19 protein-coding genes and 1 pseudogene are annotated in these 23,199 nt (G+C 69.2%); 11 read left to right on the top strand and 9 right to left on the bottom strand.

Annotated elements, in window-relative coordinates:
- Positions 1-7: 7 nt before the first annotated feature.
- Both OG892_RS36835 and OG892_RS36830 read right to left on the bottom strand, forming a co-directional pair.
- Positions 8-1,342: a PucR family transcriptional regulator gene (locus tag OG892_RS36835; RefSeq protein ID WP_371631346.1), complete on the bottom strand. Its 1,335-nt coding sequence runs from the start codon at positions 1,340-1,342 to the stop codon at positions 8-10.
- A gap of 120 nt (positions 1,343-1,462) precedes the next feature.
- Positions 1,463-2,143 carry a GntR family transcriptional regulator gene (locus OG892_RS36830; RefSeq protein ID WP_073734707.1) on the bottom strand — a complete coding sequence of 227 codons (681 nt, stop codon included), beginning with the start codon at positions 2,141-2,143 and terminating at the stop codon, positions 1,463-1,465.
- A 362-nt stretch (positions 2,144-2,505) separates the two neighbouring features.
- On the opposite strand from OG892_RS36830, the gene OG892_RS36825 reads away from it, so the two are divergent.
- Genes OG892_RS36825 through OG892_RS36815 form a run of 3 tightly spaced genes read left to right on the top strand, consistent with a single transcriptional unit; the run spans position 2,506 to position 4,582 of the window.
- Positions 2,506-3,456, top strand: a complete 951-nt coding sequence (locus OG892_RS36825; protein WP_328864408.1) for an SDR family NAD(P)-dependent oxidoreductase — start codon at positions 2,506-2,508, stop codon at positions 3,454-3,456.
- 47 nt (positions 3,457-3,503) lie between these two features.
- Positions 3,504-4,427, top strand: a complete 924-nt coding sequence (locus tag OG892_RS36820; RefSeq protein ID WP_371631345.1) for an SDR family NAD(P)-dependent oxidoreductase — start codon at positions 3,504-3,506, stop codon at positions 4,425-4,427.
- Positions 4,424-4,582, top strand: a complete 159-nt coding sequence (locus tag OG892_RS36815; protein ID WP_371631344.1) for a hypothetical protein — start codon at positions 4,424-4,426, stop codon at positions 4,580-4,582. The genes OG892_RS36820 and OG892_RS36815 overlap by 4 nt, the downstream gene beginning before the upstream one ends.
- 9 nt (positions 4,583-4,591) lie before the next feature.
- On the opposite strand, the gene OG892_RS36810 is transcribed toward OG892_RS36815, so the two are convergent.
- The 4 genes from OG892_RS36810 to OG892_RS36795 form a co-directional block, all read right to left on the bottom strand.
- Positions 4,592-5,431, bottom strand: coding sequence for a helix-turn-helix domain-containing protein (locus tag OG892_RS36810; protein ID WP_371631343.1), 840 nt, complete (start codon positions 5,429-5,431; stop codon positions 4,592-4,594).
- Entirely contained in the window at positions 5,428-6,270 is an 843-nt protein-coding gene (locus OG892_RS36805; protein ID WP_327340338.1) for a helix-turn-helix transcriptional regulator, read from the bottom strand. The genes OG892_RS36810 and OG892_RS36805 overlap by 4 nt, the downstream gene beginning before the upstream one ends.
- 417 nt (positions 6,271-6,687) lie before the next feature.
- Positions 6,688-6,912 (bottom strand): hypothetical protein, encoded by a 225-nt coding sequence (locus OG892_RS36800; protein ID WP_073734112.1) that lies wholly within the window; start codon positions 6,910-6,912, stop codon positions 6,688-6,690.
- A gap of 167 nt (positions 6,913-7,079) precedes the next feature.
- The gene (locus OG892_RS36795) at positions 7,080-7,664 is read right to left on the bottom strand and encodes a GNAT family N-acetyltransferase (RefSeq protein ID WP_371631342.1); all 585 of its coding nucleotides are present in this window, start codon (positions 7,662-7,664) and stop codon (positions 7,080-7,082) included.
- 346 nt (positions 7,665-8,010) lie between these two features.
- On the opposite strand from OG892_RS36795, the gene OG892_RS36790 reads away from it, so the two are divergent.
- Positions 8,011-9,474, top strand: coding sequence for an NUDIX domain-containing protein (locus OG892_RS36790; protein ID WP_371631341.1), 1,464 nt, complete (start codon positions 8,011-8,013; stop codon positions 9,472-9,474).
- Positions 9,475-9,596: 122 nt separating this feature from the next.
- Here the strand turns inward: OG892_RS36790 and OG892_RS36785 are convergent.
- A pseudogene (locus tag OG892_RS36785) lies at positions 9,597-10,184 on the bottom strand (helix-turn-helix domain-containing protein); the annotation flags it as partial.
- A gap of 216 nt (positions 10,185-10,400) precedes the next feature.
- On the opposite strand from OG892_RS36785, the gene OG892_RS36780 reads away from it, so the two are divergent.
- The 5 genes from OG892_RS36780 (at position 10,401) to OG892_RS36760 (ending at position 17,225) form a co-directional block, all read left to right on the top strand.
- The gene (locus OG892_RS36780) at positions 10,401-11,267 is read left to right on the top strand and encodes a hypothetical protein (RefSeq protein ID WP_073734114.1); all 867 of its coding nucleotides are present in this window, start codon (positions 10,401-10,403) and stop codon (positions 11,265-11,267) included.
- Positions 11,268-11,495: 228 nt separating this feature from the next.
- Entirely contained in the window at positions 11,496-11,795 is a 300-nt protein-coding gene (locus OG892_RS36775) for a DUF6882 domain-containing protein (RefSeq protein ID WP_242436591.1), read from the top strand.
- Positions 11,796-11,926: 131 nt separating this feature from the next.
- Entirely contained in the window at positions 11,927-13,165 is a 1,239-nt protein-coding gene (locus OG892_RS36770; protein ID WP_242436592.1) for a lanthionine synthetase LanC family protein, read from the top strand.
- A gap of 946 nt (positions 13,166-14,111) precedes the next feature.
- Positions 14,112-15,992, top strand: coding sequence for an FAD/NAD(P)-binding protein (locus tag OG892_RS36765; protein WP_073734711.1), 1,881 nt, complete (start codon positions 14,112-14,114; stop codon positions 15,990-15,992).
- Positions 15,993-16,058: 66 nt separating this feature from the next.
- Positions 16,059-17,225, top strand: a complete 1,167-nt coding sequence (locus OG892_RS36760; protein WP_371631340.1) for a putative PEP-binding protein — start codon at positions 16,059-16,061, stop codon at positions 17,223-17,225.
- A gap of 206 nt (positions 17,226-17,431) precedes the next feature.
- Here the strand turns inward: OG892_RS36760 and OG892_RS36755 are convergent, their stop codons facing one another.
- Positions 17,432-18,271 (bottom strand): helix-turn-helix transcriptional regulator, encoded by an 840-nt coding sequence (locus OG892_RS36755; protein ID WP_073734118.1) that lies wholly within the window; start codon positions 18,269-18,271, stop codon positions 17,432-17,434.
- Between the two features lie 1,252 nt (positions 18,272-19,523).
- The gene (locus OG892_RS36750) at positions 19,524-20,273 is read right to left on the bottom strand and encodes a DUF6008 family protein (protein WP_107421707.1); all 750 of its coding nucleotides are present in this window, start codon (positions 20,271-20,273) and stop codon (positions 19,524-19,526) included.
- Positions 20,274-20,792: 519 nt separating this feature from the next.
- Between OG892_RS36750 and OG892_RS36745 the strand changes: the two genes are divergently transcribed.
- Both OG892_RS36745 and OG892_RS36740 read left to right on the top strand, forming a co-directional pair.
- On the top strand, positions 20,793-21,617 hold the full coding sequence (locus OG892_RS36745; RefSeq protein ID WP_371631339.1) for a p-hydroxycinnamoyl CoA hydratase/lyase: 825 nt from the start codon (positions 20,793-20,795) through the stop codon (positions 21,615-21,617).
- Entirely contained in the window at positions 21,614-23,164 is a 1,551-nt protein-coding gene (locus OG892_RS36740) for an AMP-binding protein (protein WP_073734121.1), read from the top strand. Before OG892_RS36745 ends, OG892_RS36740 begins: the two co-directional genes overlap by 4 nt.
- Positions 23,165-23,199: the final 35 nt, after the last annotated feature.

The raw sequence follows: 23,199 nt of genomic DNA, 5'->3' as shown, positions 1-23,199 counted from the left end.
CGGATGATCAGGAGTGACGGGAGGGATCGTCCTGCGGGCCGGTGCCTCCCGGCCGCAGCACGGCGGGGCCCAGCACCCGGGCGGCCTCCAGAGCCGCCATCGCCTCGGGCAGCCGGGATGCCGGGTCATGTCCGAGCAGTTCCTGAGCTCGCTTGACCCGGTAGGTGACGGTGTTGCGCGCCACGTGCAGCTGCGCCGCGGCCGCCATCAGGCTGCGCTCGTTGCGCAGGTACAGGCGCAGCGTCCGGCGCAGTTGCTCCGCGTGAGGGTTGTCGGCCGCCAGTGCCCCGAGTTCGTCGCCCACGAATCGGCGCAGGGCGGGCAGGTCGGCGCAGAGCAGGGCCGGCAGCGCGATGTCGGGGTAGTCGACGGCCGAACCCGTGCCGCGAGGGTTGAGCCGCACGACGCGGGCCGCGTGCTGGGCGTCCTCGTGCGACTGGCGGAACCCTGGAACGCCCTGGCGAACCGATCCGAACGCGAAACGGAAGCCGTCCGGGTACGGGTATTCCCCCGGTGCCGCCGGAGGGAACGATGTGTGCGGTTCGCCCCAGGCCCAGAGGGTGGTCCGGCCCACGGGGAGGACCAGGACGGAGGAGCAGCCCCGCAGGTGCAGCAGTTCGGCCGCCGTTCGCTGCAGATCGGCCGCGGTGTCGGCGGTCGGGCTGTCGCACCACGCGACAACGGCCAGGTGGCGGCCCGCCAGCCGGTAGGCGAGGAGCTCGCGCGCTGATTCCTCCCGGACCGGCTGCCCGTCGAGAATCGCCCGGACGGCCTCCTCACGCGCCACGGCACCGCTGGCGAGCCAACGGTCGTGCTCGGCCAGGTATTCGGCTGTCATCCGGGAGGAGAACTCGTCCATGAAGCCGAAGAGCAGCTCGGAGATGCGGCGGAACTGCTCCGCGCGTTCGGACGGCGCGGTCCGTTCCTGGCACGCGGCCATCAGGGCCTGCGTCAGCGCGGCGTGGGCGACGCGGATGCCGCGCAACACCTTGTCCAGGCCCAGCCGCCGCCGGGCGAACTCGCGGTCTCCGAGCAGGGATTCCTCGGGAACCGCACGGTCGGCCGCCGGATCCGCCAGCAGGAGCAGTGCGCGCAGCGTCGCGGCTTCGGTACCCATCCGGAGGGTTTCGAAGGGTGCCTGTCCGCCGCCCAGCTCGGGAACCTCCCGGGTGATCACCCGGGCTAGTTCGTCACCGACTTCGACGGCCCAGGCCACGGGCCGGGAGCCGAGGCGGTCGGTCGCCTCGGCTATGGTGCGCGCCGAACTGGCGGGCGGGTGCGCGCGGTCGGGGGTGAGCCGGCGGATCCAGCCGGAGGGAGCGGGGTCGTGGTGAGCCGTCATGACGTCGTCCTTGCCGTCGTGAGAGCAGCATGCGCTGCGTCGCCGCGCTGATCACCGCCGGGCCGTCGCCTCGCGGGGTGCCGCATTCGACGTGGCCCGCCGGGGATCGCGCGACTGCCCTTAGGCGACTGCGGCGGGGTCCTTCTCGATCACGGCGCGCAGAGCCTGGGAGGTGCGGTCGATGTGCCGGGCGAGCAGCCCGGCCGCCGCGTCGACGTCCTTGGCCAGTACGGCGTCGACGAGCGCCTGGTGCTCGCCCGCGACATCGCGCTCGGTGTCGTGACCGACGGGCAACGACCAGCGCCGGTAGAGCGTGGCCGCGTCCCGCAGACTGAGGGCGGCGGCCAGCAGCCTGCCGTTGCCGCACGCCTCCAGCAGGGTCTGGTGGAAGCGTTCGTGCACGGCGAACCACTCACTGTTCAGGGTGCCGTCGGCCCGTACTCCGTCGGTGCCGGCCAGGTGGTGGTGGGCCGCGACCACGGACGCCTCCCACTTGATGTCCCCGCGCTCCATCGACCGGCGCAGAACCAGGGTCTCGATCTCGACCCTGGCTTCCGTCAGTTCGTTCAGATCCGCCAGAGACACCGTGACCACGCTGAAGCCCTGTTGTGGTGCGGCGTGGACGAGGCCCTGCTCGGACAGGCGGGTGAGTGCTTCGCGCACGACCGACTGGCTGACCGAGAAGCGCTGGGACAGCTCCACCAGGCGGAGCCGCTGTCCCGGCTCGAACACGCCCTGGAAGATGTCCTCGCGAATCTGCGCGTAGACGACGCCGCCCCTTGTTGCCTTCTCACCAGCCATGGGCACACGGTAGCAGCCGAACGACACTCACAGTTATTAGCGTTAATTTATTCCAGCATCGATATTACATCGAGAGACCGCCCAGCCCGATTGGGCCCTGGCGGCAACCACGCGAGGATGCCGGATTTTAGCCCCGACGGCTTCCTCACCCCGTCAGCGGCCCAAAGGAACTCACCGCATGGACCTCACCCGTCCCCGGACCTTCGTGGCCGGCACGCCGCCGGGCCGCTACCGCACCGGTGCACCGGCTTTATTCCCGGGGTGGCCCTGCCGCTCTCCCCCTTGGCAGGGCAATGGCCTGGGACGTGGGTCGGACGGATGGTGGAGGAGCAAGGTTCCGCTCAAGACTCCAGGGATGTTCCATGGCTCTGCTCACCACCTCCTTCGACCGTGAGTCCACCGCTGACGACGTACTCAGCGGGGTCGACCTGCACGGTCGCACCGCACTCGTGACCGGGGGTTCCTCCGGAGTCGGGCTCGCGACCGCCCGCGCCCTCGCCCGAGCCGGGGCACGGGTCGTGATCGCCGCCCGCGGCCTGGAACGGGCTCGTGAAGCGGCCGTCGGCGTCACGGCGGACACCGGGAACGAGGCCGTGACAGCGGTGCCGCTCGACCTCAGCGAACCCACCTCGGTGCGCGGCCTCGTCCGTGCTTGGGAGGGCCCGCTGCACATGCTGGTCGACAACGCCGGGATCATGGCCCTCCCCGAGCTCAGCCTGACCGCCGACGGCTGGGAGCGCCAGTTCGCCACCAACCACCTCGGCCACTTCGCCCTCGCGACCGGGCTGCACGACGCGCTCGCCTCCGTCGGCGGACGGATCGCCGCCGTCAGCTCGACCGGCCACCTGGCATCCCCGGTCGTGTTCGACGACATCAATTTCGGCGAGCGCCCCTATGATCCCTTCCTCGCCTACGGCCAGTCGAAGTCGGCCGTCGTCCTCTTCGCGGCCGAGGCCGCCACGCGCTGGGCGGCGGACGGCATCACGGCCAATTCGCTGATGCCCGGCGGGATCAAGTCCCCGTTGCAGAAACACGCCTTCGGTGAGGACATGTCGGACGAGGCCCGCGCCGTGTACGACAGCTACCCCTGGCGCAGTGCGGACCAGGGCGCTGCCACGTCGGTGCTGGTCGCCGCGTCCCCGCTGCTCGACGGCGTCAGTGGCCGGTACTTCCAGAACTCCAACGAGGCGCCTGTCATCGACCCCGCCCTGTTCGCGCGGGAGGCGGAGCCGGTCGGTGTGGCGCCGCACGCCCTCGACCCGGAGTCGGCCGCGCGGCTGTGGGACCTGTCGGCGCGGGCCACCGGCGTCTGAGCCGCCCGCGTCTCCGCTTCCGCACCATGACGACAAGGAACACTTCCATGGACCAGCTCCTCCGGACTCCCTTCGGCTTCACCTCCACCACCGACGACGTCCTCAGGGGCGTCTCGCTGGCCGGCAGGCGAGCCGTCGTCACGGGTGCCACCTCCGGCCTCGGCACGGAGACCGCCCGCGCGCTCGCCTCGGCGGGCGCCGAGGTGGTCCTCGCCGCCCGCCGGCCCGGGGCAGCCGCCGAAACAGCCGTCGAGATCACCCGCACCACAGGAAACCCGGGGGTCAGCGCCCGCGCCCTCGACCTCGCCGACCTGCACTCCGTCCGCGCCTTCGCCGACGCCTGGACAGGCCCGCTGCACATCCTCGTCAACAACGCGGGGATCATGGCGCTCCCCGAGCTGGACCGTACCCCGGAGGGCCGCGAGCTCCAGTTCGGCACGAACTACGTGGGTCACTTCGCACTGGCCCATGGGCTCTACCCGGCGCTCGCTGCTGCCGGAGGCGCGCGGATCGTCTCCGTCAGCTCTACCGGGCACCTCATGTCCCCGGTGATCTTCGACGACCTCGACTACCGCTTCCGGCCGTACGACCCCTGGTCGGCGTACGGGCAGTCGAAGACCGCCGACATCCTGTTCGCCGTCGGCGCGGACCGGCGCTGGTCCAGTGCGGGCATTCGCGCCAACGCCCTCAACCCCGGTGCCATCGCCACCAACCTCCAGCAGCACACCGGCGGCCTGCGCACCCCCGAACACCTTCGCAAGACGGTCCCCCAGGGGGCGGCGACCAGCGTCCTGCTCGCTGCCTCGCCCCTGCTGGAGGGCATCGGGGGCCGGTACTTCGAGGACTGCGCGGAATCCCCGGTGATCGAGAGCAGCGGGGCCCTGGGCTCGGGCGGCGTCGCACCCTATGCCCTCGACCGGCAGAACGCGGACCGGCTGTGGCGGACGGGCGAGGAGCTGATCGCCGGATGAGCGCCTCCGCGACGACCGCTGTCGGCCTCATCGGACCGGGGATCCAGGGCGCGTCGATGGCCCTCGCCCCGGCCGAGGACACGGCCGAGGACGCGGCCGTGGACCCGCACGGGCGGGCACGCGGCAACCGCGGGCTCGACACGCTGGGCGGCTGAGCAGAGACCTCAGGACTCCGCCGACACCTCCCGCACCAGCCGGTCCAGCGCGGCCTCGGACGGGGTGCCCGGGACGGCGGTGTGCACCACGAGGAGGGTGCCGGCCAGTCCCGGCACGGCGAAGCGCTGGTACTCCAGGCTCAGAGGGCCCACGGACGGATGGTCGATCTCCACGGTTCCGCCGGGCGGCGGGCTCACCTCGTACCGCTCCCAGAGCGTCCGGAACTGCGGTGAGGCGGCCGTCAGCTCGTCGCGCAGGGCGCCGAGGCGGGGGTCGTCGGGGACGCGGTCGGCGAAGGCACGCAGCGAGGCGACGGCACGGGCGAGAAGTTCGGGGGCGTTGCGGTAGCGCCGGCGGACGCTGTCCCCGAGGAAGGCGGCGCGCAGCAGGTTGACGCCGGGACGGTAGAAGGGGGCCAGGGCAGTGGCGGCGGGGGTGGCGGCGAGCACGTCCAGGTAGGCGTTCTGGACGACGGCCGGGACGTCGTCCCACACGGTCAGCAGTTGGCGCAGCCCGGCGGGCAGCCGGCCGGCCGCGTCGCCGGGGCCGGCCGGGTCGTCCGGGGGCAGATGCCCGCCCAGGCGGTGCAGGTGGCGGGTGGCGGCGGGATCGAGCCGCAGGGCGCGGGCGAGCGCGGCGAGGATCTCGGGCGAGGGATTGCGGTCACGCCCCTGTTCGAGGCGGGTGTAGTACTCAGGGCTGATCCCGGCGAGGCCGGCCAGTTCCTCGCGGCGCAGGCCCGGCACACCGCGGCGGCCGGTACCCGCCGGCAGCCCTGCGCGTTCAGGAGGGAGCGCGTCACGGCGGACCCGCAGGAAGGCGCCCAGGGCAGGCGAGGGCGCGCTCACGCGGGGGACTCCTCAGGTCGTGCGGCGGTGGTGGCGAGCGAGGCGAACAGCGCGGCCTCGCGGCTGCCGGGCGGGGCGTGGTAGACGACGAGGATCTGCCCCTCGTCGGGCAGGACGCTCAGCTTCTCGTAACGGAGATCGAGGACGCCGAGCGTGGGGTGGAACAGACGGGTGGTACCCGCGGTCCGCGGGCGCACGTCGTGCCGGTCCCACAGCAGTCCGAACTCCTCGCTTCCCGAGCGCAGTTCAGCGACGAGCGCGGCGAAACGCGGATCGGTGGGTACGGATCCCGCCAGGGCACGCAGCGAAGCGACGACGGAGGCACTGACAAAGTCCCAGTCGTCGTAGAGCTCGCGGACCCGGGTGCCGAGGAAGGCGGCGCGCAGCAGATTGACGCCGACGCGATAGCTGGGTGACAGCGCGGTGGCCAGAGCATTGGCGACAAGGACGTCCTGGTAGCGGCCCTGGACGAAGGCGGGGGTGTCCGTGCGGCTGAGCACAAGTTGCCGTACGGGCTCCGGGACGGTCTCCGGAGCGTAAGGCGCCGGGTGCGGTACGGGGTGGCCTTGGGCAAGGGTGTGGAGGTGGGCGCGGGCATCAGCGTCGAGGAGCAGGACGCGGGCGAGCGCGTTCGTCACCTCCGGTGAGGGGTGACGGTCCCGGCCGCGTTCCAGGCGCACGTAGTACGCCGCGGAGATCCCGGCAAGCGCGGCGACCTCCTCCCTTCGTAGCCCCGGCAGCCGACGGCGCGACGAGGGGGCGAGGCCCACCTCCTCGGGCCGGACGAGGGCCCGGCGTGCGCGCAGGAATTCACCGAGAGAGTTGGGAGGTGGAGCCACTCCCCTACCGTAGCCGTCCCGCACACAGCTCTTGATCTGCGACGGGCCGGCCTCACCGCCACCAACGCGTCCATTCCGAGCAGCCGCTCTCCGCACCTGCGTGGCGCCCTCGTCGCAGCAGTACTGAGCGGGACGGTTCCCGGGTGCCGGGGCTGTCTCAGCGGCCATGACCGTCCCGACCGCAGCTGTGCTGACCACGCTACCGACTCCGCGAGCCGATCGCACGATCACGAGCCGGAGCCTGGCCCCTCGCCAGGTCGGCCGGGCCTCCGCGACGGACGGAGCCCAGAGGGGGGCGACGGGTTGCCGTCCGGGAGCGCACGTGCTCCTTCACCGGGCGCACAGCAACCGGCCGAGAACGTCAGGCGGTGGAGTACGGGCCGACAGGCTCACGGACGGACGGCCAGTCCAGCGGCATCAGGGTGCTGTGTATTCGTGGGCGGGGGCGCCCTGCCACTCGACGAGGGACGCACTGTCGAGAGCCCCCTCAGGGTTGGCCAGCCCGGCGTCGGCGAGGAACACGATGACGTCGTGGTCGCTGTGGGCGAGCCCGAGCCGTTCTTCGCGGCCGGCGATGTGCACGGTGACGAGCCTCGCACCGGAAGGTGCCGGCCGGTGGATCACGATCGGAGGCGTAGCCATGACTCCAGCGTGACCCGGCGCTCTGCCGCCCGCATCCGCTCCGGACGCGGGCACCCCCGCACGGCGTGCGGATCGGAGCACAGGGCGATGGGCCGGCTGCCCCCGTTCCCGGCCGTGGGCAGCCGGAACCGGACTCGCCCCGGACGCGGCCTCTGCCAGAAACGGACTCAAGGCCGCACTTCGCCGGCTGGAACCGGCCCAGCCGACGGCCGCCACTCCCGCCTGATCAACCCGAACACCCACGAGTCGGACACCTCGCCGTTCACCACACAGTCTTCCCGCAGCGTCCCTTCGCGCATGAACCCGAGCTTCTGCAGGACCCGGGCAGAAGCCACGTTGCGCGTATCGGTCTCGGCCTGAACTCGATTCAGGTCCAGTGCGTCGAACGCCCACCGCAGCAAGGTGTGTGCGGCCTCTGTCGCGTAACCGTGGCCCCACATCGTCTCGTCGAGTACATAGCCCAACGACGCGCTGCGGTAATCCGGGTTCCATCCGGCCAGACCGCACCAGCCGACGAATGCCCCGTCAGAAACGCGTGCGATGGCCACCCGCGCCCCAGTACCCTCATCCGCCATCTTCCGGCACGTCGCGATGAAGCGCTCGGCGCGGGCCCGTTCGTCCCACGGCGGGGAGTCCCAGTAGCGCATCACATGGGCGCTGCTGTGCAGCGCGAACATGGGCTCCGCGTCAGCGTCGGTGAAGGGGCGCAGCCGCAGGCGCGCGGTGTGCAGTTCGGGGACGGCCACAGTCATGCCCACCATCTTGTGTCCTCATGGTGCGGGCAGAACACCGAATATCCGATCCCGGTCCGGCCCTCACGACGCCCCGATCAGAACATGTGTTCACAAAACGAGCCGTGACGGAGCCCGATCCACCGCGTCTATAGAGCACCAGTGCCACTTCCCCGCTCAAATGGAGGACATCATGAATCCCGCCCTCACCCCCGTGCATCAGCCCTCCGGAATCGAACGGCGCCCTGCCTCCGGAGCGGAGCAGGTCTCCGCCGTCCCGGAGACTGACGCTCCGCCGGGGACCGCGGCGACCACGCCCTCCGTCGACCCACCCACCAGTCCATCCATGCTTCCCCGAGGTGTTGACGTGCCGGACACTCGCCCACACATCCGCGCGACTGCCGAAAGCTATCTGGCCACGCGTCCGAAGGAGCGAGAGTCTCTGGCCGGGCTGTTGGCCGTCCTGGACGGCCCTGACGACCCGTCCAGCCGTACTACTCTTCCCGGCCACGTCACTTGCAGCGCCGCGGTCGTCGACCGCGACGGCCGGGTGCTGCACATCGCCCACCGGGCAACCGGCGGGAAGCTGCTCCTGCCAGGAGGCCACCTCGAGCCCGGCGACCCCACGTTGCTGGCCGCAGCCCTGCGCGAACTACTGGCGGAAGCGGGGATCCCACCAGGCGCTCTGTGCCTGACCCCCCAGGCGCTCGGAGCACCGATCGACATCGACGTCCACGACATCGACGAAAGCCCTGCCAAGGGCGAACCGAAGCACCAGCACTACGACTTCCGCTTCGTGTTCTACCTCGTGGATGAGCTGCCGCCGGAGATCGCCTTGCAGGAGCAGGAGGTGTCCGCCGCCCGGTGGCTCCCGCTCTGCGACGTCACTTCTCCGACCCTGCGCGCCAAGATCCGCGACGCGGGGCTGGACGGCCGGCCGGAGCCGGTGAACGCATCCGCTCTGGTCCATGACGGAGCCGGGTCCTATCTTCTCCATCTTCGAGATGACCGGCCCTGGATCTGGGAGCCATGGACACTCTCGCTGCTCGGCGGCGGACGCGAGCGGGGCGACCGGAACCTTGCCGACACCCTGACGCGTGAGCTGTCCGAGGAGGTCCCCGGTCTGCACCTCGAAGATCTGAAGCCGTACGCCGTGGAGGAGGCCATCAGCGTCGATGGGCTCCACGTACCCATCCGCGTCTTCAGCGGCCGATGGAACGGGGACCCTGACCGGCTCCAGCTCAGGGAGGGGGTGCTGCTGCGCTGGTTCACCCCCGACCAGCTGGACAGGCTGCGGCTGAGCCCCGGACTCCCCGATCTGATCCGCCGCCACGCCGCCGAACAGGCCCTCGCCCGACCGGTCGCCGCCCGGCCGGTGCGCGACGGGGGTAGCCGGACAGTGCTGAACGGAGTCGGCGTCCACCTCCACCTCCAGGACGATGAGGGCCGGATTCTCCTCGGCCTGCGCCACCCCGACTCTGCTTTCGCGGGCAACACCTGGCATTACCTATCGGGGAAGTGCGAACAGGAGTCGGCTCTCACCTGCCTGATTCGAGAGGCCCGAGAGGAAGCCGGGCTGGTCATTGACCCGGCAGACGTAAGACTCGCGCATGTCGTGCACGTCGTTGACGCCCCCGGCGGACCGCCACTGATGCAGCTGGTATTTCGGGCTCATCGCTGGAAGGGCGATCCCGAGCTGCTCGAGCCGGACAAGTGCCTGTCATGGCAGTGGTGGGAGCCTACGAACTTGCCGAAGCAGCTCGTCGACTACACCCGCGCGGCCATCGAAGGGATCTCCGTCGGCAGCCCCTACACGGAACTGGGCTGGTGACGATGAGCGCGCGCCCCGGATCCTCATCCTCCGGGAGCACCGGGCCCGTCGGTGCCCTCCCCGGCGATCACGGGCCGGATACCAAACCCTGCAACGCGGCCACGACTACGCCTGTACCCGCGAGCCTTCTTCTCATCGGTGAGGATCTCGCTGTAGGCGAGGCGGGAATGGTCGTCGATGGCGTTGTGGAGGTAGCTGTAGCCAACGCCGGAGCGGGTCTTGCGGCCGGCCAGGCGTCCAAGGGTCTTGTGGCCGCCGCCGTCGGGGATGTTGCCGAGCTTCTTGATGTCCACGTGCACCAGCTCGCCGGGCTTCTCGCGCTCGCAGCGGCGTATGACACGGCCGGTGGCACGGTCCAGATGGGCCAGGCGGGCGAGGCGGTAACGGGTCAGGACGCGGTGGACGGTGGCGGGGTTCAGACCGAGGAGGTAGGCGATGCGGGCCGGTCCCCATCGGCGCAGTACACGGACCTTGATGATCCGCCGCTCGGTGCGGGCCGGTGTCCGGCGTGGGCTGTGGTGCGGGCGCGAGGACCGGTCAGTCATGCCTGCCTCGCCCAGTTCGCGGTAGCGGCGGGCCCACCGCTGAGCCGTAGTGGGTGAGACCTGGAAGCGTTCGGCGGCCCGTCGCAGGGGCCAGCCGTCCTCGACGACGCAGCGGGCCAGACGCAGACGTCCGGTCTCGGTCAGGGGTGCATTACGGTGGGGCATGAGGGCCTTCTGATCGTTCCGTGTAGATGTCGCAATCCACACCGAACCCGGAAGGCCCTCACTCGTTCAAGATCACCCCACCGTGAAACCTGTCACCAACCTCCGTGGACAGAACACCGCACCCCGCTCCGCTCTCCACCGCTCGCGCGCCGCCGACCGCCGCTCACCGCAGCGCCCGATGGCCGTGACCGACCGCCCACTCAGGAGGGCCCGCCCGTGCAGAAGACCGTCCTCGTCCCCTACGCCCGACTCCCCCAAGCGCACCACGACCGCCACGTTCTGACCAGTACCGTCGACGTTTTCGGCGCCGCCCACTGGCTGCTTGCCGAACGCGCTCCGCAGCCTGGCGGCGATGTCCTGCCCTTTGACGCACTGGTTGTTTCCGTCGATCCGGGCGGCAACGTCGAACTCACCGAGCTGAGCGCCGTGCGGGCCCGCTGGCCGCATCTGGACCGCCTGCCCGACGGCGAGTTCGTCGTCGCCGCGTCTCGCACCCGCCGGTACGAGGACGCGAACCAGGTCCAGGTTTTCGATGCGCTTGGCCGTGAGACCTCGTCCTTCTCCGTGGGGGACGCCATCGAGCACCTACTCGTGGACGAGGCCGGCCATATCTGGGTCGGGCACTTCGACGAGAATCCGGCCGGGATCCGCCGCTGGAGCGCCACGGGCCAGCTCACCTGGACGTCGGACGACGCCCACATTCCCGGTCTCTTCGACTGCTACGCCCTGAACGTGTCGGGCACGGCCGCCTGGGCGTGCCCATACACGGACTTCCCGCTCGTCGAGATCCGCCCCGACCGTCCCGAGCGGCCCGTGAGGGTGTGGGCGAACCGGGTACGGGGGGCCAAGGCGGTGGCCGTCCATGGTGATCTGGTGGCCTTCTACGGCGGTTACCGCGAGGAGCAGGAGCGACTCGCCCTCGGAGAGCTCGCCGAAACATCCGTCACGCCAACGGACGTCGGCCTACTCACCTTGTCTGATGGCTCTGCCCCCGGCCGTCGGAGGGTTGTCGGCCGAGGAAGCAGGATCTACGTCCAGGCCGAGCCGTTCACCACGTGGGGCGTGTTCGACCTCAGCAGCTGATACCCAGCACTGGAAGGCCATTTCTACCCGGTCATCGACCGTCCGTTCACGCCGGGGACAGACCCACGGTCGAGGCACGGGTCGCACGGCTCGACACGAACAGGCGGGCGAGCTTGCGCTCGACGTTGTCGTTGGGTCGGTTCTGAGCGTCGCAGTTGTCCTTTCGGGCCAGGTGCCGCGCACAGTCACACCTGTGCTGAGCGGCAACGCAGCACGGAGGCCGGGATCGTGGGACTGGTCGAGCATGAGGAACTCCAGGCCCAGCAGACCTGGCTGTGGTCCTGGGCGAACGAATCAATACCGGACACCGCCCTGGGCGGCATGGAGAGGGTGCGGCAGTATGGTGAGGAGAACGACTACCCCGTCCTTCCATGGCCGGGCTTCAAGTCTGACCCCGAACTCGTCGCTGAGGCCCGGATGGTCGCCGCATCCGTGCTCGACGCCGAGGGACTGTGGGCGGAGTCGGTGGACGGCGTACAACTCCACTTCACGGTCAATGACTTGGCGCTCGCTGACGAGCGACCGTGACGATTACACGGAGCCTCAGGCTGCTGATACTGGCCGTCGGACGTTAAACGGCAACGTGAGTAACTGTTTCTGAACCGGAGACCGCTTGATGTGGGTGGTGGTGCGGCCACACTTCGTGGAACGCTAGGCCGATGATCGCTAGTGCACCGGATGCGGAGTCGCTCGCCGTTGGAGCCCTTGAGTGGCTGATGAAGGCTGCACGGGACACCGACGACGGTGTGGTCTGGCCAAACACTCTCGCCGACGACCAGGTCACGCCAGAGCTGTACAGCGGAAGTTCGGGGGTGCTGCCAGCCCTCCTCGATGCATGGCAATACTTCGCCGACGACCGGTACGCGGACGCGGCCTTGCGCGGTGCCCGAAGCGTCGCCGACGCGGTCGAAGACTGGGAGGACAGCGGCCTCTACACGGGAGTGGCCGGCATGGCTGTCGCCCTGCGGGGCGTGCACCGTGTGCTCGGTGACGCCGCGGCAGGGGCGTCTGCCGACCGTGCTCTGGACGTCCTGCGGTCCCGCTACGACGGCACAGGGTGGAACAACCGCTTCGAACTGATCGTCGGCAACGCCGGCATAGCGCTTGCCGCGCTGGAGTGCGGCGATCTCAGCCTCGCCCAGCTGGCCGTCGACCGCTACGCGGGCGCTGCCGAGCCCACCACGGCCGGCGTTCAGTGGGAGACCCGGGTCGGCGCGGTCCCGCGCCTGCACCACATGTCGCACGGCACCCTCGGCATCGTCTACGCGCTCGCTGCCGTCGGCCGGGCCGCCGACCGCCCCGACCTCGTCGACCTCGCAGTGGCCGGAGCCGCCGACGTCGTCTCGCGCAACGAAGCCGGCCCGGACGGCTTCCTCGTCGCGCACTCCGACCCGCAACAGCAGCACGAGAAGATCGAACGCCACAACTACGGCTGGTGCCACGGCTCAGCCGGCGATGCCCAGGCGTTCCGCCTTCTGACCCACGTCCTGCCCGACGATCCCGCCTGGCCCGCCCTCGCCGACCGCTGCTGGCACACAGTCATCAACTCCGGCATCCCACGCCGGATCCGCCCCGGCTTCTGGGACAACAACGGCCGCTGCTGTGGCACCGCCGGCGTCCTCGCCTTCGCCTGCGACCGTCAGGTTGAACGCGGCGACGGCCATGACTTCGCCGACGTCCTCGTCGCCGACCTCGCGGCCCGCGCGACGACCGACACCGATGGCATCTGTTGGTCCAATTTCGAACACCGGGAGACGCCCAGTGACCTCGCCCCCGCCACCGGCTGGGCCATGGGCAACGCGGGCATCGTCCGTGAGCTCCTGCGCCACGCCCGCATCACCGCGAATCGCGACCCGCGGTACGCCGTCCCCTTCCCGGACCACGCCCCCACTGCCTGAGTGCCAGTTGCGGATCCATATCCACACGTGATGTGCGGACTGCAGGGCCCTGTGGAGTGACGTGGACGCGCTGACAGCAGCCGATCCTGAGGCGTGCGGGGTGGGTCAGCCGTTGGTCCGCGTTGGTTCCTTCACCCGGGGGGCGCCTCTCTTGGCCAGGCGCCACGTCATGAGAGTGATCACGGCCCAGGTGATGAGGCTTTCGGAGTGCTGGACGAGTCGTCAGACGCGGGCACAGACGGGAACGCCGGTCCAGGGGAAGACCTTCTCGTGAGGCGCTCTCAGCCGCTTCCGGGTCTCCCCCGCCCTCAGTGCGACGCGGGCACGATCGGGCGCCCCCAACCAGCCAAGAAACCGCAGCTCAGCTCGCACGCCCCAGGGGCTTCAAGGGCCCCGGGGGCAACGCCGGAGCAGGGAGCGGTGCACCGTCGCAGCCATGCACTGCGCCGAACCGATCACCGTCCGTCCAGTCCGCGCGGGCCTGTTCGACCTCCTCGTGCGAACGGTCGAAGGGGCGCCTCTGACCGGCTGGACCGTGACACCGAGGGCCGGGCAGGCGGCTGCCGGCAGGAGCCCACGGTTCTCGACGCTGAACTGCGGGGCGGGGCGGGGCGGGGCGGGTCGGGACGGACGGGACGGGGCAGCGGCGGACATCCCCGCTGCGCTTGAGCCAACGCGGAGTTGACACGGACCGGCCCAGCACCCTCGGACCCGGCGCTAAACCGGTAAACGTCTCATACGAAAGGCGGGTGGGCCCGATAGAGTACTTCACCCGGAAAGCGCCCTCGCGCCATGGCAGGAACAAGGACCTCGACAAGTCTCGTTCTTGCTGGTCAAGGCACTTTCTTCTCTACTGCCCGACTGCCGGACAGCCCGCTTCGTGAAAACCCGAGGCTGGTGTGAGTCGGCAGAGCCGCAGTCCCATCCTCTTCGGGGAGGTTCTACCATACTTCGAACAGGTCTATACCCAAGAGTGCTCATTGTCGGATCGGGCCTGGCCGGCGCCGCCACCGCTATGCGGTTGCTCCGTTTCGCGCGCAGCCCCCTGGAAATCGTTCTGCTCGAGCGGCGTTCCGACTACCGGTGCGCAGGTGTCGCCTACCACCGCGACGGCAACCCCTGGGGTCATGCGTTCAACATCCAGGCGGGTCGGATGTCGGCCTTCCGTGAGGACGTCCACGACTTCATCCGCTGGGCCAACTCCGAGGCGGACCGCGGGGACTGGCCTGCCCCCTGGGCCGGGACGACGTTCACCGAGGGGGGACCGGCGCCCCGGCGGATCTTCCAGGACTATCTGATCGACCGGCTGGCCGAGGCCGGGCGGGAAGCCTATCCCGGCGTCGTGCTCGTCGAGGCGGACGGCGAGGCCGTCGACATGGAAGTCCGTTCGAGCGGCGTCGATGTGACTGTACGGCACTTCTCCCTGAACAGTACGGAAAAGGGTTCCCGAGGCGGGCAGGGCCGGGAGGCGACGGTGCTCTTCGCGGACCGCGTCATCCTCGCGACCGGCCTGGAACTCAGGGAGCCGCCGTACGCCGCGGAAGTGCTCGATCACGAGTCCTTCGTGCGCAACCCGTACTCCGAAGCCGGCGTCCGGAAACTGACGACGCTCCCGCCCGGGGCGACCGTCGCGATCGTCGGATCCGTGCTGAGCGCGTACGACTCGGCGGGCCTGCTGTTGCGCCAGGGCCACACGGGGAAGATCCATTTGGTCTCCAGGACCGGGACGGTGTTCCGTACGTACCCCGCCGGCCATGAACACGAGGTGGTGCGGCTGCCCTGCCCGAAGACACTGCTGGAGCCGTACCTCGATCGTCAGGAGTTCCTGGCCCGGGTCCGAAGCGCGTGGGAGGCCGCGTGCTCGACCGTCGTCCGCGAGTACCCCGGCATCCATCCGACCGTGGTCGCGGAGCGGGTGGCCAAGGCGTGGGAGCCGCATCTGCCGAAGGCCATCGAGCTGATTCCCTCCGCGGAACTGCGGGGGCTGCTCGACGAGTTCGGTACCGCGATCGCCGCCTTCCGGGTGGGTGCGGTGGAGTACACGATGGAGGTGATCGAGCGCGCTATGCACCCGGCGGACGGGACAGCGCAACTGGTGGTCGGCAAGGTGGCCGGGATCAAGCCGACGGAGTCCGGGCGGCTGACCGTCTCCGTCGACACCAGCAACGGGACGCGGTCCATCGAGACCGACCTGGTGATTTCCAACTTCAGCAGGGAGTCGGACTACGGCAGGGTCGGACAGCCGCTGTGGAAGAACCTCCTGCGCCGGGGCATGGCGGTCCCTCACGGGCGCACCGGGCGCGGTCTGGAGGTCGACGGACGGGGGGCTCTGCTCGGCACCGGCGGGGAGGCGGTCGGCCCCCTCTTCGCGGTCGGTGTGCTGAGAGAAGGCGACGAGATCGTCCGGAACGGCCGGACCGGCGCGTTCACCTTCAACCTCGCGGCCATCAAGAACCACTCGATCGCGGTTGCCGCGCATGTCATCGAGACGCTGGAACCGGGCGGAGACGTTTTGGCCGAGAGCTTGGCCGAATACTATGCCCGTTCCAGCAATATCAAGGAAGTGGAGCGGGTCGAATTCGAGGAGGCTGTAACTCTGGAAGTGAGGAGGCTGGCTACACGTACCCGAAGTGAGCGGGAAATCAGAGATTCCCGTTTGGATTCCTGCATTCGGGCCGCGGGAGAACTTCCGAACCTTTCGATGGACGCGTCCCGGCGCGACCGTCTGATGAGGGCTGTCGTCAACCGGGCAGCCGTTGAACGGCTCACCGACATCTCAGTTACGCCGAAGCAACTGCGCAGACAACTCGGGCTAGCGAACTCCTAGGACGCGGAGGACCAGTTGAGCGGGCGACGAATTCAAGGGTTCCTGTTGAGCGGCGGAACAGAGAAGGTGTTGCGAGGCACTTGTAACCGCACAAGGAACCCGCTTCAGGGGTCCATCCTCGTCGCCGGTTCCCTCGAAGCGGGCCTTTACGACGCGATGGTGGCCTCACGTGCGGTCGTCTGCGGCGCGGGCGGGCTGACCGGGCACATGCAGTCCATCTGCCGCGGCAGGGGTATACCCGTGCTCCGTGTCGACGAGAGCGATCTGGCGGGCGTCACCGGCGAGGTGACACTGCATCTGGAGAGCCAGTCGATCATCGTCGAGTCCGACACGGCCTCCCGGGCCGCGAGCCCGGAAGCGGGGGAGCCGTCACTGGACGACCTGGGCTCGGCCTGCGCGGTCATCGCGGACCTGCAGGACATCGCCACGATCAACGCGTGCGGTCCGGACGCGAAGCGGGTCGACTCCTTCTTCATCCGGGAGGAGTTCCTCTGCCTGGCGGCGGGCCTGCGTCCACTCGACTCGATGGGCGGCAGCCCGGCCGACATCACGGCGTACGGGCAGGCCGTCGCGGACCGGCTGTGCGGGTTCGTCGAGGCTCTCCTGCCCGAGCAGCGGCTCGTCCTGCGGTTGCTCGACCTCCGCTCGGACCACGCTGCCCGGGTGACCGAGCCGGCCCAGGTCGCGGTCGAACCGAACCCCGAGCTGGGCCTGCACGGCGCCCGCTGGCTGCTGGGGTCGAACGCGTACCGGGACGCGCTGCACGCGGTCCTCGGATCCCTGGGCAAGCGGCTCGGTGACGAGGTGGGCCGGGTGCACCTCTCGGTTCCCTTCGTCAACGACGCGGAGGAGTTCGCCACGCTGAGCCGGCACCTGGAGCTGCCGGCCGACGTGCCGGTGTCCGCGTTCATCGAGACGCCCGCGGCGGTGCACGCCACCGCGGCGATCTGTGCCTCGGGGGCCAGCGAGCTGTTCGTCGGCACGAAGGACCTGGTGCAGTTCTACCTCGCGGCGGACCGGGGCAACCACCTGGTGGCCGGGTCCTATCAGACCCGGCACCCGGCCGTCATCGACGGCATGAGGAGGGTGGTGGAGTCGGCGCGCGCCACGGGCACCAGGGTGAGGGTGTTCGCGCTGGGGGCGGACCTCGGCCACTACCTGGAGCAGCTGCCGACCCCGGACGGCTACATGATGTGCACAGCCGAACTCCAGCAGGTGATCCTCCGGTCGTAACTCTGGCAGGGCGAGCGCCCGGTACGGCGGTGGCCGCACAGCCGGACCCCACCGGGAGCCGGCTGTGCGGACGGCGGGGTCCGTGCGGCGGCAACTCGTCCGGCGAGGCCGTCGCTTCCTCGCCGGACCGCTCGGCCGGGCCCCGGGCCGCCCGGCCGGCTCGCATCCGTTGTGCCCGTTTCCCAGGGGCCTGGCGCAGGTTCCGCCTATGGTGAGCCCTCCTGCACGGCCCTCAGCCGGTGCGCTCCGGCCCGGCCCCACGGATCAGCCTGCCAGTCGCCCGCACAGGGAGCCCGCCCGAACCCGCTGTCGGCGACCTCGGCCTCACCGGACGGGGCGGCGTGCAGCGGCCGGTGGTACGGGCCGTCCAGTTCCGGCAGAGCCAGCAGGATCGGCAGGTCGAGCTGGGTGGCCGCCCGCAATTGCACATCGGCGTTGTACATGCATCCTCCGCGGGCGCGGACCGCCCACCCCGAGCCGATCAGCCTCGGCAGGCGGACCTGCGGGCCAGGCGCGCCGTCGTGCAGCATCACGGCCGCCGCTCGGATGAACCACAGCCCGTCGGGGACGTTCAGGCGGAACGGGCGGCACTCGTCCAGAATGTCGCAGGAGCGCGGCAGTCCCTCCATGATCGGGGTGCTGAACGCACCCACATAGACCCGGACCGGGCCGACGCCTGCCGGGAAGTGCAGTCGTCCGGCCACAGTGGACAACCCGTGGCGTGCCTGGGCGGCCGGCAGGGTGAGCGGTGGCATGCCGCAGCGGGCCAGGAACCGGTACCTGGTCGGCGCGATGCCGACGCTGCGGGTGAAGCGGCTGGTGAACGTGCCCAGGCTGTTGTAGCCCACCCGGTAGGTGATGTCCGAGACGCTGGCCGCGGTCTCCAGCAGGTGCCGCTTGGCCATGAACAGTCTGATCGCGGCGAGGAACCGGCCCGGCGACGTCCCGGTCAGCTCGTTGAACATCCGCGAATAGTGGAACTTGCTGTAAAAGGCGGTTTCCGCCAGTTGCCCCAGGGAGAGCGGGTCGGCGTGGTGATTCCACATAGCTTTTATACTGCGCTCGATCGCTGCCTCTGTGGCCATTCGTATCTCCCGGCTTTGGATGCTGAGAATGCATTTGCATGTGCACGGAAGTACCAATTGCCTGTCGGGACTCTCGGAATCCCGATCGGAATTGTTCCGGTGAGCGGTCGCAGCGCGTCCCGGCCCACCGGCGCGTTCATTACAACGAGTTGCCTTGCGGGTTGGCGGGTTCGTCTTGGGTTGCCTGATCGTTCTGTACCGGTCGCGCGGCGGCTCCCTCATATGGCGGTACACCTTCCCGAACGTGTCGAACCCGGCCGATGCCGTGGCGGCCGAGTCTGGCCGAGGAATATCGTTTAACCGTTCGAAACCGTTCGCATCTTCAAAATTGCGGTTTGAGATGGATGTTGAGAAAAGATGGCCGAAAATTGCGTTTACGGTACCGCTTCCGTTCACGGTGTTCAGCGCGATTCGGATTGAATCTCCGACCCCGAACGGGTTTCGCCGGCTTCACCTGCTGGTGGAGCCGAGGGCCGGTCGCGGGTGTTCGAGCGGCCCGGCAGAACCGGGACGCGTCTACGCGCCCCCGGCTCCGAGCGCCACCTCGTCGTCGTGGCCGTGATGAGGTGGTTCCTCAAGTCTGGGGTTCTTACCGAACTCAAGGACCGGAGCTCCTACCGGCACCGAGACGTCACGGTGCCGTGGCCTGTCTCCGCCGCTGTTCGACACGGCCACGTCGGCGCTCTGCCCGACGCCGCACGCGTCGGCCGGCGGTTCCCATGGCCCCGCCGTACTTCCACGGCCCCCTGCCCACGCTCATCGAGCATGGCTTCGTGGTGCTTGTGCACGGCTCTCGCGACGACGCCGAGAATGTGCGGCACGAAATCGCTGAAGTGCTCGACCCACCAGGGCTGCGGCTTTCACGGGCCAGGACCCGGATCGCGCCCATGAGAGAGCAATTCGCAGTGGCCACCGATGAGGTGACGGCGCCGAAGGCGCAACGCACGAGGCGCCCGTGCGTCGAGGAGACATTCGAGGTCTCAACTCGGCAGCACGGGCGCCCTATTGGCACCCCGTCATGCTCATCGCCCTCCACGAGGGCCACCACCGCGGGTGCAAGGGTTCCCGAAGCACGCACTCGACTCGCGGGGGCGCATCCCCATCGAGGAGCCCGGCTACCCGGGCCGGGCCGCAGCGCGCCGCGAAGGGCTCGGCATTGAACGGGCCCGGTCACACGCTCCGCGCGATGACCGGGCCCGGGAGCCACCGCCCCTCAGCGGCGCCCCAGAGGTTCCAGTGCGCTCGCGGAACCCTCCTCGGAGCCGGCCGGGGCAGCCGCGGTTTCCACGTCCCCCAGGAGACCGAAACTCTCCTTGACCGCCCGCTTCTCCTTCCAGAGGTGGTAGACGGCGATGCCGAGGATGACTGTGCCCACCGCGTTGGCCACAAAGTGCCACCAGACCCGGTACGTCACCAGTGCCGGGCCCGGTTCGATGGCACCGAACCAGGTGGACAGGCCGATGGCCCGGCTCGCGCCCAGCGCCACGGAAGCCGTCAGCACGATGTGCTCGATGCCGTGGATGCCCTGCATCCAGACGCCCATCCTGGCCCACTTGCGCGCCTTCAGCTGCCCGGCGACCCGGTGCGTGATCTGCACGATGCCGACCAGGCCGGCAAGGAAGATGAAGTTGCCGACCAGGTGCAGGATCTCCATCCCGAGGGCGGGCTTGCCGGCGTCGACCTGACCCATCCCACGGGCAAAGCTGTCAGCCCACGGAGTCATCCACGCCGGGGAGTAGGGATGGGCGATCCAGTAGCCCGCCTGCGTGACATGTTCCTGGAAGTGGCCGACCTGGCCCACCACGCCAACGCCCACGAGCCCTACGCCGAGTCTGTACAGCCACGGCTTCACCGCCCTCCGGTTCCCGACCGCGAGCACGGCGACGGCGGCCCACATCGCGACGGCCCAGCCGATGAAGAGAACAGCGCCGACGGTGTCCACCGTCGAAACGGTGGGTGCCATCCCAGGCATGCCGGAGTGATCCATACGAAGTTCCTCCCTGATTGTCTCTCAACTGTGCGGAAAGATCACAGAAACAGCTGTCGGCGTTCGGCAGCACCCTGAGGCAGTGACCGAAATCCGAGACCAGCGAGAAAGCACGTCCTGGGTTCCCCCGGCACGAGCAGAACAGCACCCTCCCGCTGCTCACGATTGCGAACTGGCCTGCCTACGTGCCTCCCACATAACAGACTGCCCCCAGTCCGCCGGGTTCACCTCTTCCCAATTGCTCTCTTGGGGTCTCGGCAGGGCGCGCCCGGATCTCGCCGGTGGCAAGGCCCTCCGCCCGCGTGTGACCCCGGACAGGTGCCTCGGCCGCCGGCACCGCCTCGGAGCGCTCCGCACCGATTCACGCAAAGCACATTGGGAGAAGTCGACCCGATACAGAAAATGTGATGCTCATATCCGTGGCCGGAGCCACGGACGGTGGATTGGTGAATTGCTGTGCGCGTACGCACTTCGTCTGGAGAAGAGGCCAAAAAAATGATCACGCTGGACACGGTGAACGTCGAGATCGACGGACCGAAGGCCACGATCTACCTGAACCGGCCGGGCAAGAAGAACGCGATGAATCCGCAGATGCACCTGGATATGAATGAGGCCCTGGACGCGATCGAGGCAGCCGGAACCGTAAAGGCGGTCGTCGTGACCGGCAGCGGTGACAGTTTCAGCTCCGGGATGGACCTCGAAGAGTGCTTCCTGCAGCCTTTCGATGACCCGCAGTTGTTCTACCGGACCAATCTGGTGGCGCTCAACTGGTTCAAGCGGCTGAAGGCCTTTCCCGCGGTGACCATCGCCAAGGTGAACGGGTACGCCTTCGGCGGCGGGTTCCTGGTCGCGGGGATCTGCGACCTGGCCATCACGTCGGAGACCGCGAAGTTCGGACTCTCCGAAATCAACTTCGGCATCTTCCCGGCGGGTGGAGCCACCTGGGCGGCCACCCACAACCTGCCGCGCAAGCAGGCGCTGTACTACATCCTCACCGGGGACACTCTCACCGGGCGGCAGGCGGAGACGTACGGGCTGGTGAACAAGGCCGTACCGGGCGATCAACTGGACGCCGAGACCGACCGAATCGTCGGACGGATCATCAACAAGAACCCGATCACCCTGGAACTGGCGAAGCAGGTCTATGAGCGCACCACGACCATGGACCTTCCGACGTCGATCGACTACGACCAGGCGAAGCTCTGGGAGCTCTCCCGTCTCAGCGGCAACGAGTGGATCAACGTGGCGCTCAAGCAGTTCGAAAAGCGCGACTACCAGCCCGGCCTCAGCACGTACAGCCGGGTGGAAGCCGCGTCATGATTTTCACCGGCCCACGTCCACGCGTCCACGTCCCCGAGACCACGTTCACCGCCTTCATACTGCGCCAGGCGGAGCAGTACCCTGACCGCCTGGCGACGGTCGACGTCGACGGGGAGAACGGTCACACCTACGGCCGGCTCGCATCGGCGGTGCGCCGCGCAGCCACCGGGCTTCATGCTCGCGGCTTCGGCAAGGGCGACGTGTTGGCCCTCCTCGCGCCGAACGTGCCCGCGTACCCGATCGCGTTCCACGCCGCCGCACTGGCGGGCGGCACGGTGGTGGTGCTCAATCCCCTCGACACGGCGGACGATCTCACCGCCCACCTGAACGAGACCGGAGCGCGCCTGCTGGTGACCACGCCGTCCGAGGTGGTCAAGGCCACGGCAGTGACCGCGCGAACGAAGGTCGAAGAGATCTTCGTGTTCGGTGAGGCGGAGGGCGCCACGGCGTTCTCCGCGCTGCTCACCGACGGTGTGCCGCCCGAGCCGGCCGTCGACCCGGCGCACGACGTGGTGGCCGTGCTCCACTCCAGCGGCAGCACCGGCTATCCCAAGGGGGTGCTGCTGACCCATCGGAACATGATCGCCAACGTGCTCCAGACCAGTCTGGTCGCGCCCCTCGATGAGCACGAGACGGTGCTCGCCGTCCCGCCCTTCCACCACGCGTTCGGCCTGATCATGACGATGAACGCCAGTCTGCTCCAGGGCGCGACACTCGTGACGATGCCGCGCTTCGACCCCGAGGCCTACCTCAAAGCGATCCAGGACCACCGCGTCACGCGCCTCTACGTCGTGCCGACCATCGCCGTCCTCCTCGCGAAGAGCCCGCTGGTGGACCGGTACGACCTCTCCTCGCTCCGCTCGATCGTCTCCGGCGGCGCCGCGCTCGACCCCGGGACGGCCGAGCTCTGCCGGCGGCGCCTGGGGGTGAGCATCGGCCAGGGATACGGCCTCACCGAGGCACTCGTCTCGTTCATGCAGCTCGCCGACCCGGTGGTTCCTGGGTCGGTCGGCCCCAACTCCCCCAACATCGAGTGCAAGATCGTCGACATCACCACCGGCGACGAACTCGGGCACAACCAGGACGGCGAGGTCCTCATCCGCGGCCCGCATGTGATGAAGGGCTACCTCAACGCCCCGGAGGCCACCGCCAAGGTGCTCGAACCGGACGGTTTCCTGCACACCGGCGACCTCGGCCATGTGGACGAGAACGGAGAGCTCTTCCTCGTCGACCGCATCAAGGAACTCATCAAGTACAAGGGCCAGCAGGTGTCCCCGGTCGAGCTCGAAGCGGTCCTGATGTCGCACCCGAAGGTCACGGACGCGGCGGTGATCGGCGTACCCGACGAGGAGGCCAGCGAGATCCCCAAGGGATTCGTGGTGACCGGCGCGCCGGTCACGCCGAAGGAAATCATGGCCTTCGTCGCCGAACGGGTCGCCCCCTACAAGAAGATCCGGCGGATCGAGTTCATCGATCAGATCCCCCGCACACCGGTCGGCAAGATCGAGCGCCGCAGTCTTCTGGCCCGCGAGCGGACCGGCCGGTAATCGCAACTCTGAAGCAGACCACCCAGGGAGAACCG

This window comes from Streptomyces sp. NBC_00341 (assembly GCF_041435055.1).
In the GTDB taxonomy this organism is placed as follows: domain Bacteria; phylum Actinomycetota; class Actinomycetes; order Streptomycetales; family Streptomycetaceae; genus Streptomyces.
The sequence above is the reverse complement of the archived record's forward strand: the minus strand, read 5'-3'. Positions and strand labels throughout refer to the sequence as shown.

Bases quoted from the DNA above. Each gene is read 5' to 3' on its own strand.
- OG892_RS36835 (WP_371631346.1), bottom strand. From the start codon at position 1,342: ATGACGGCTCACCACGACCCCGCTCCCTCCGGCTGGATCCGCCGGCTC.
- OG892_RS36830 (WP_073734707.1), bottom strand. From the start codon at position 2,143: ATGGCTGGTGAGAAGGCAACAAGGGGCGGCGTCGTCTACGCGCAGATT.
- OG892_RS36825 (WP_328864408.1), top strand. From the start codon at position 2,506: ATGGCTCTGCTCACCACCTCCTTCGACCGTGAGTCCACCGCTGACGAC.
- OG892_RS36820 (WP_371631345.1), top strand. From the start codon at position 3,504: ATGGACCAGCTCCTCCGGACTCCCTTCGGCTTCACCTCCACCACCGAC.
- OG892_RS36815 (WP_371631344.1), top strand. From the start codon at position 4,424: ATGAGCGCCTCCGCGACGACCGCTGTCGGCCTCATCGGACCGGGGATC.
- OG892_RS36800 (WP_073734112.1), bottom strand. From the start codon at position 6,912: ATGGCTACGCCTCCGATCGTGATCCACCGGCCGGCACCTTCCGGTGCG.
- OG892_RS36795 (WP_371631342.1), bottom strand. From the start codon at position 7,664: ATGACTGTGGCCGTCCCCGAACTGCACACCGCGCGCCTGCGGCTGCGC.
- OG892_RS36770 (WP_242436592.1), top strand. From the start codon at position 11,927: ATGATCGCTAGTGCACCGGATGCGGAGTCGCTCGCCGTTGGAGCCCTT.
- OG892_RS36755 (WP_073734118.1), bottom strand. From the start codon at position 18,271: ATGTGGAATCACCACGCCGACCCGCTCTCCCTGGGGCAACTGGCGGAA.
- OG892_RS36750 (WP_107421707.1), bottom strand. From the start codon at position 20,273: ATGGCACCCACCGTTTCGACGGTGGACACCGTCGGCGCTGTTCTCTTC.
- OG892_RS36745 (WP_371631339.1), top strand. From the start codon at position 20,793: ATGATCACGCTGGACACGGTGAACGTCGAGATCGACGGACCGAAGGCC.
- OG892_RS36740 (WP_073734121.1), top strand. From the start codon at position 21,614: ATGATTTTCACCGGCCCACGTCCACGCGTCCACGTCCCCGAGACCACG.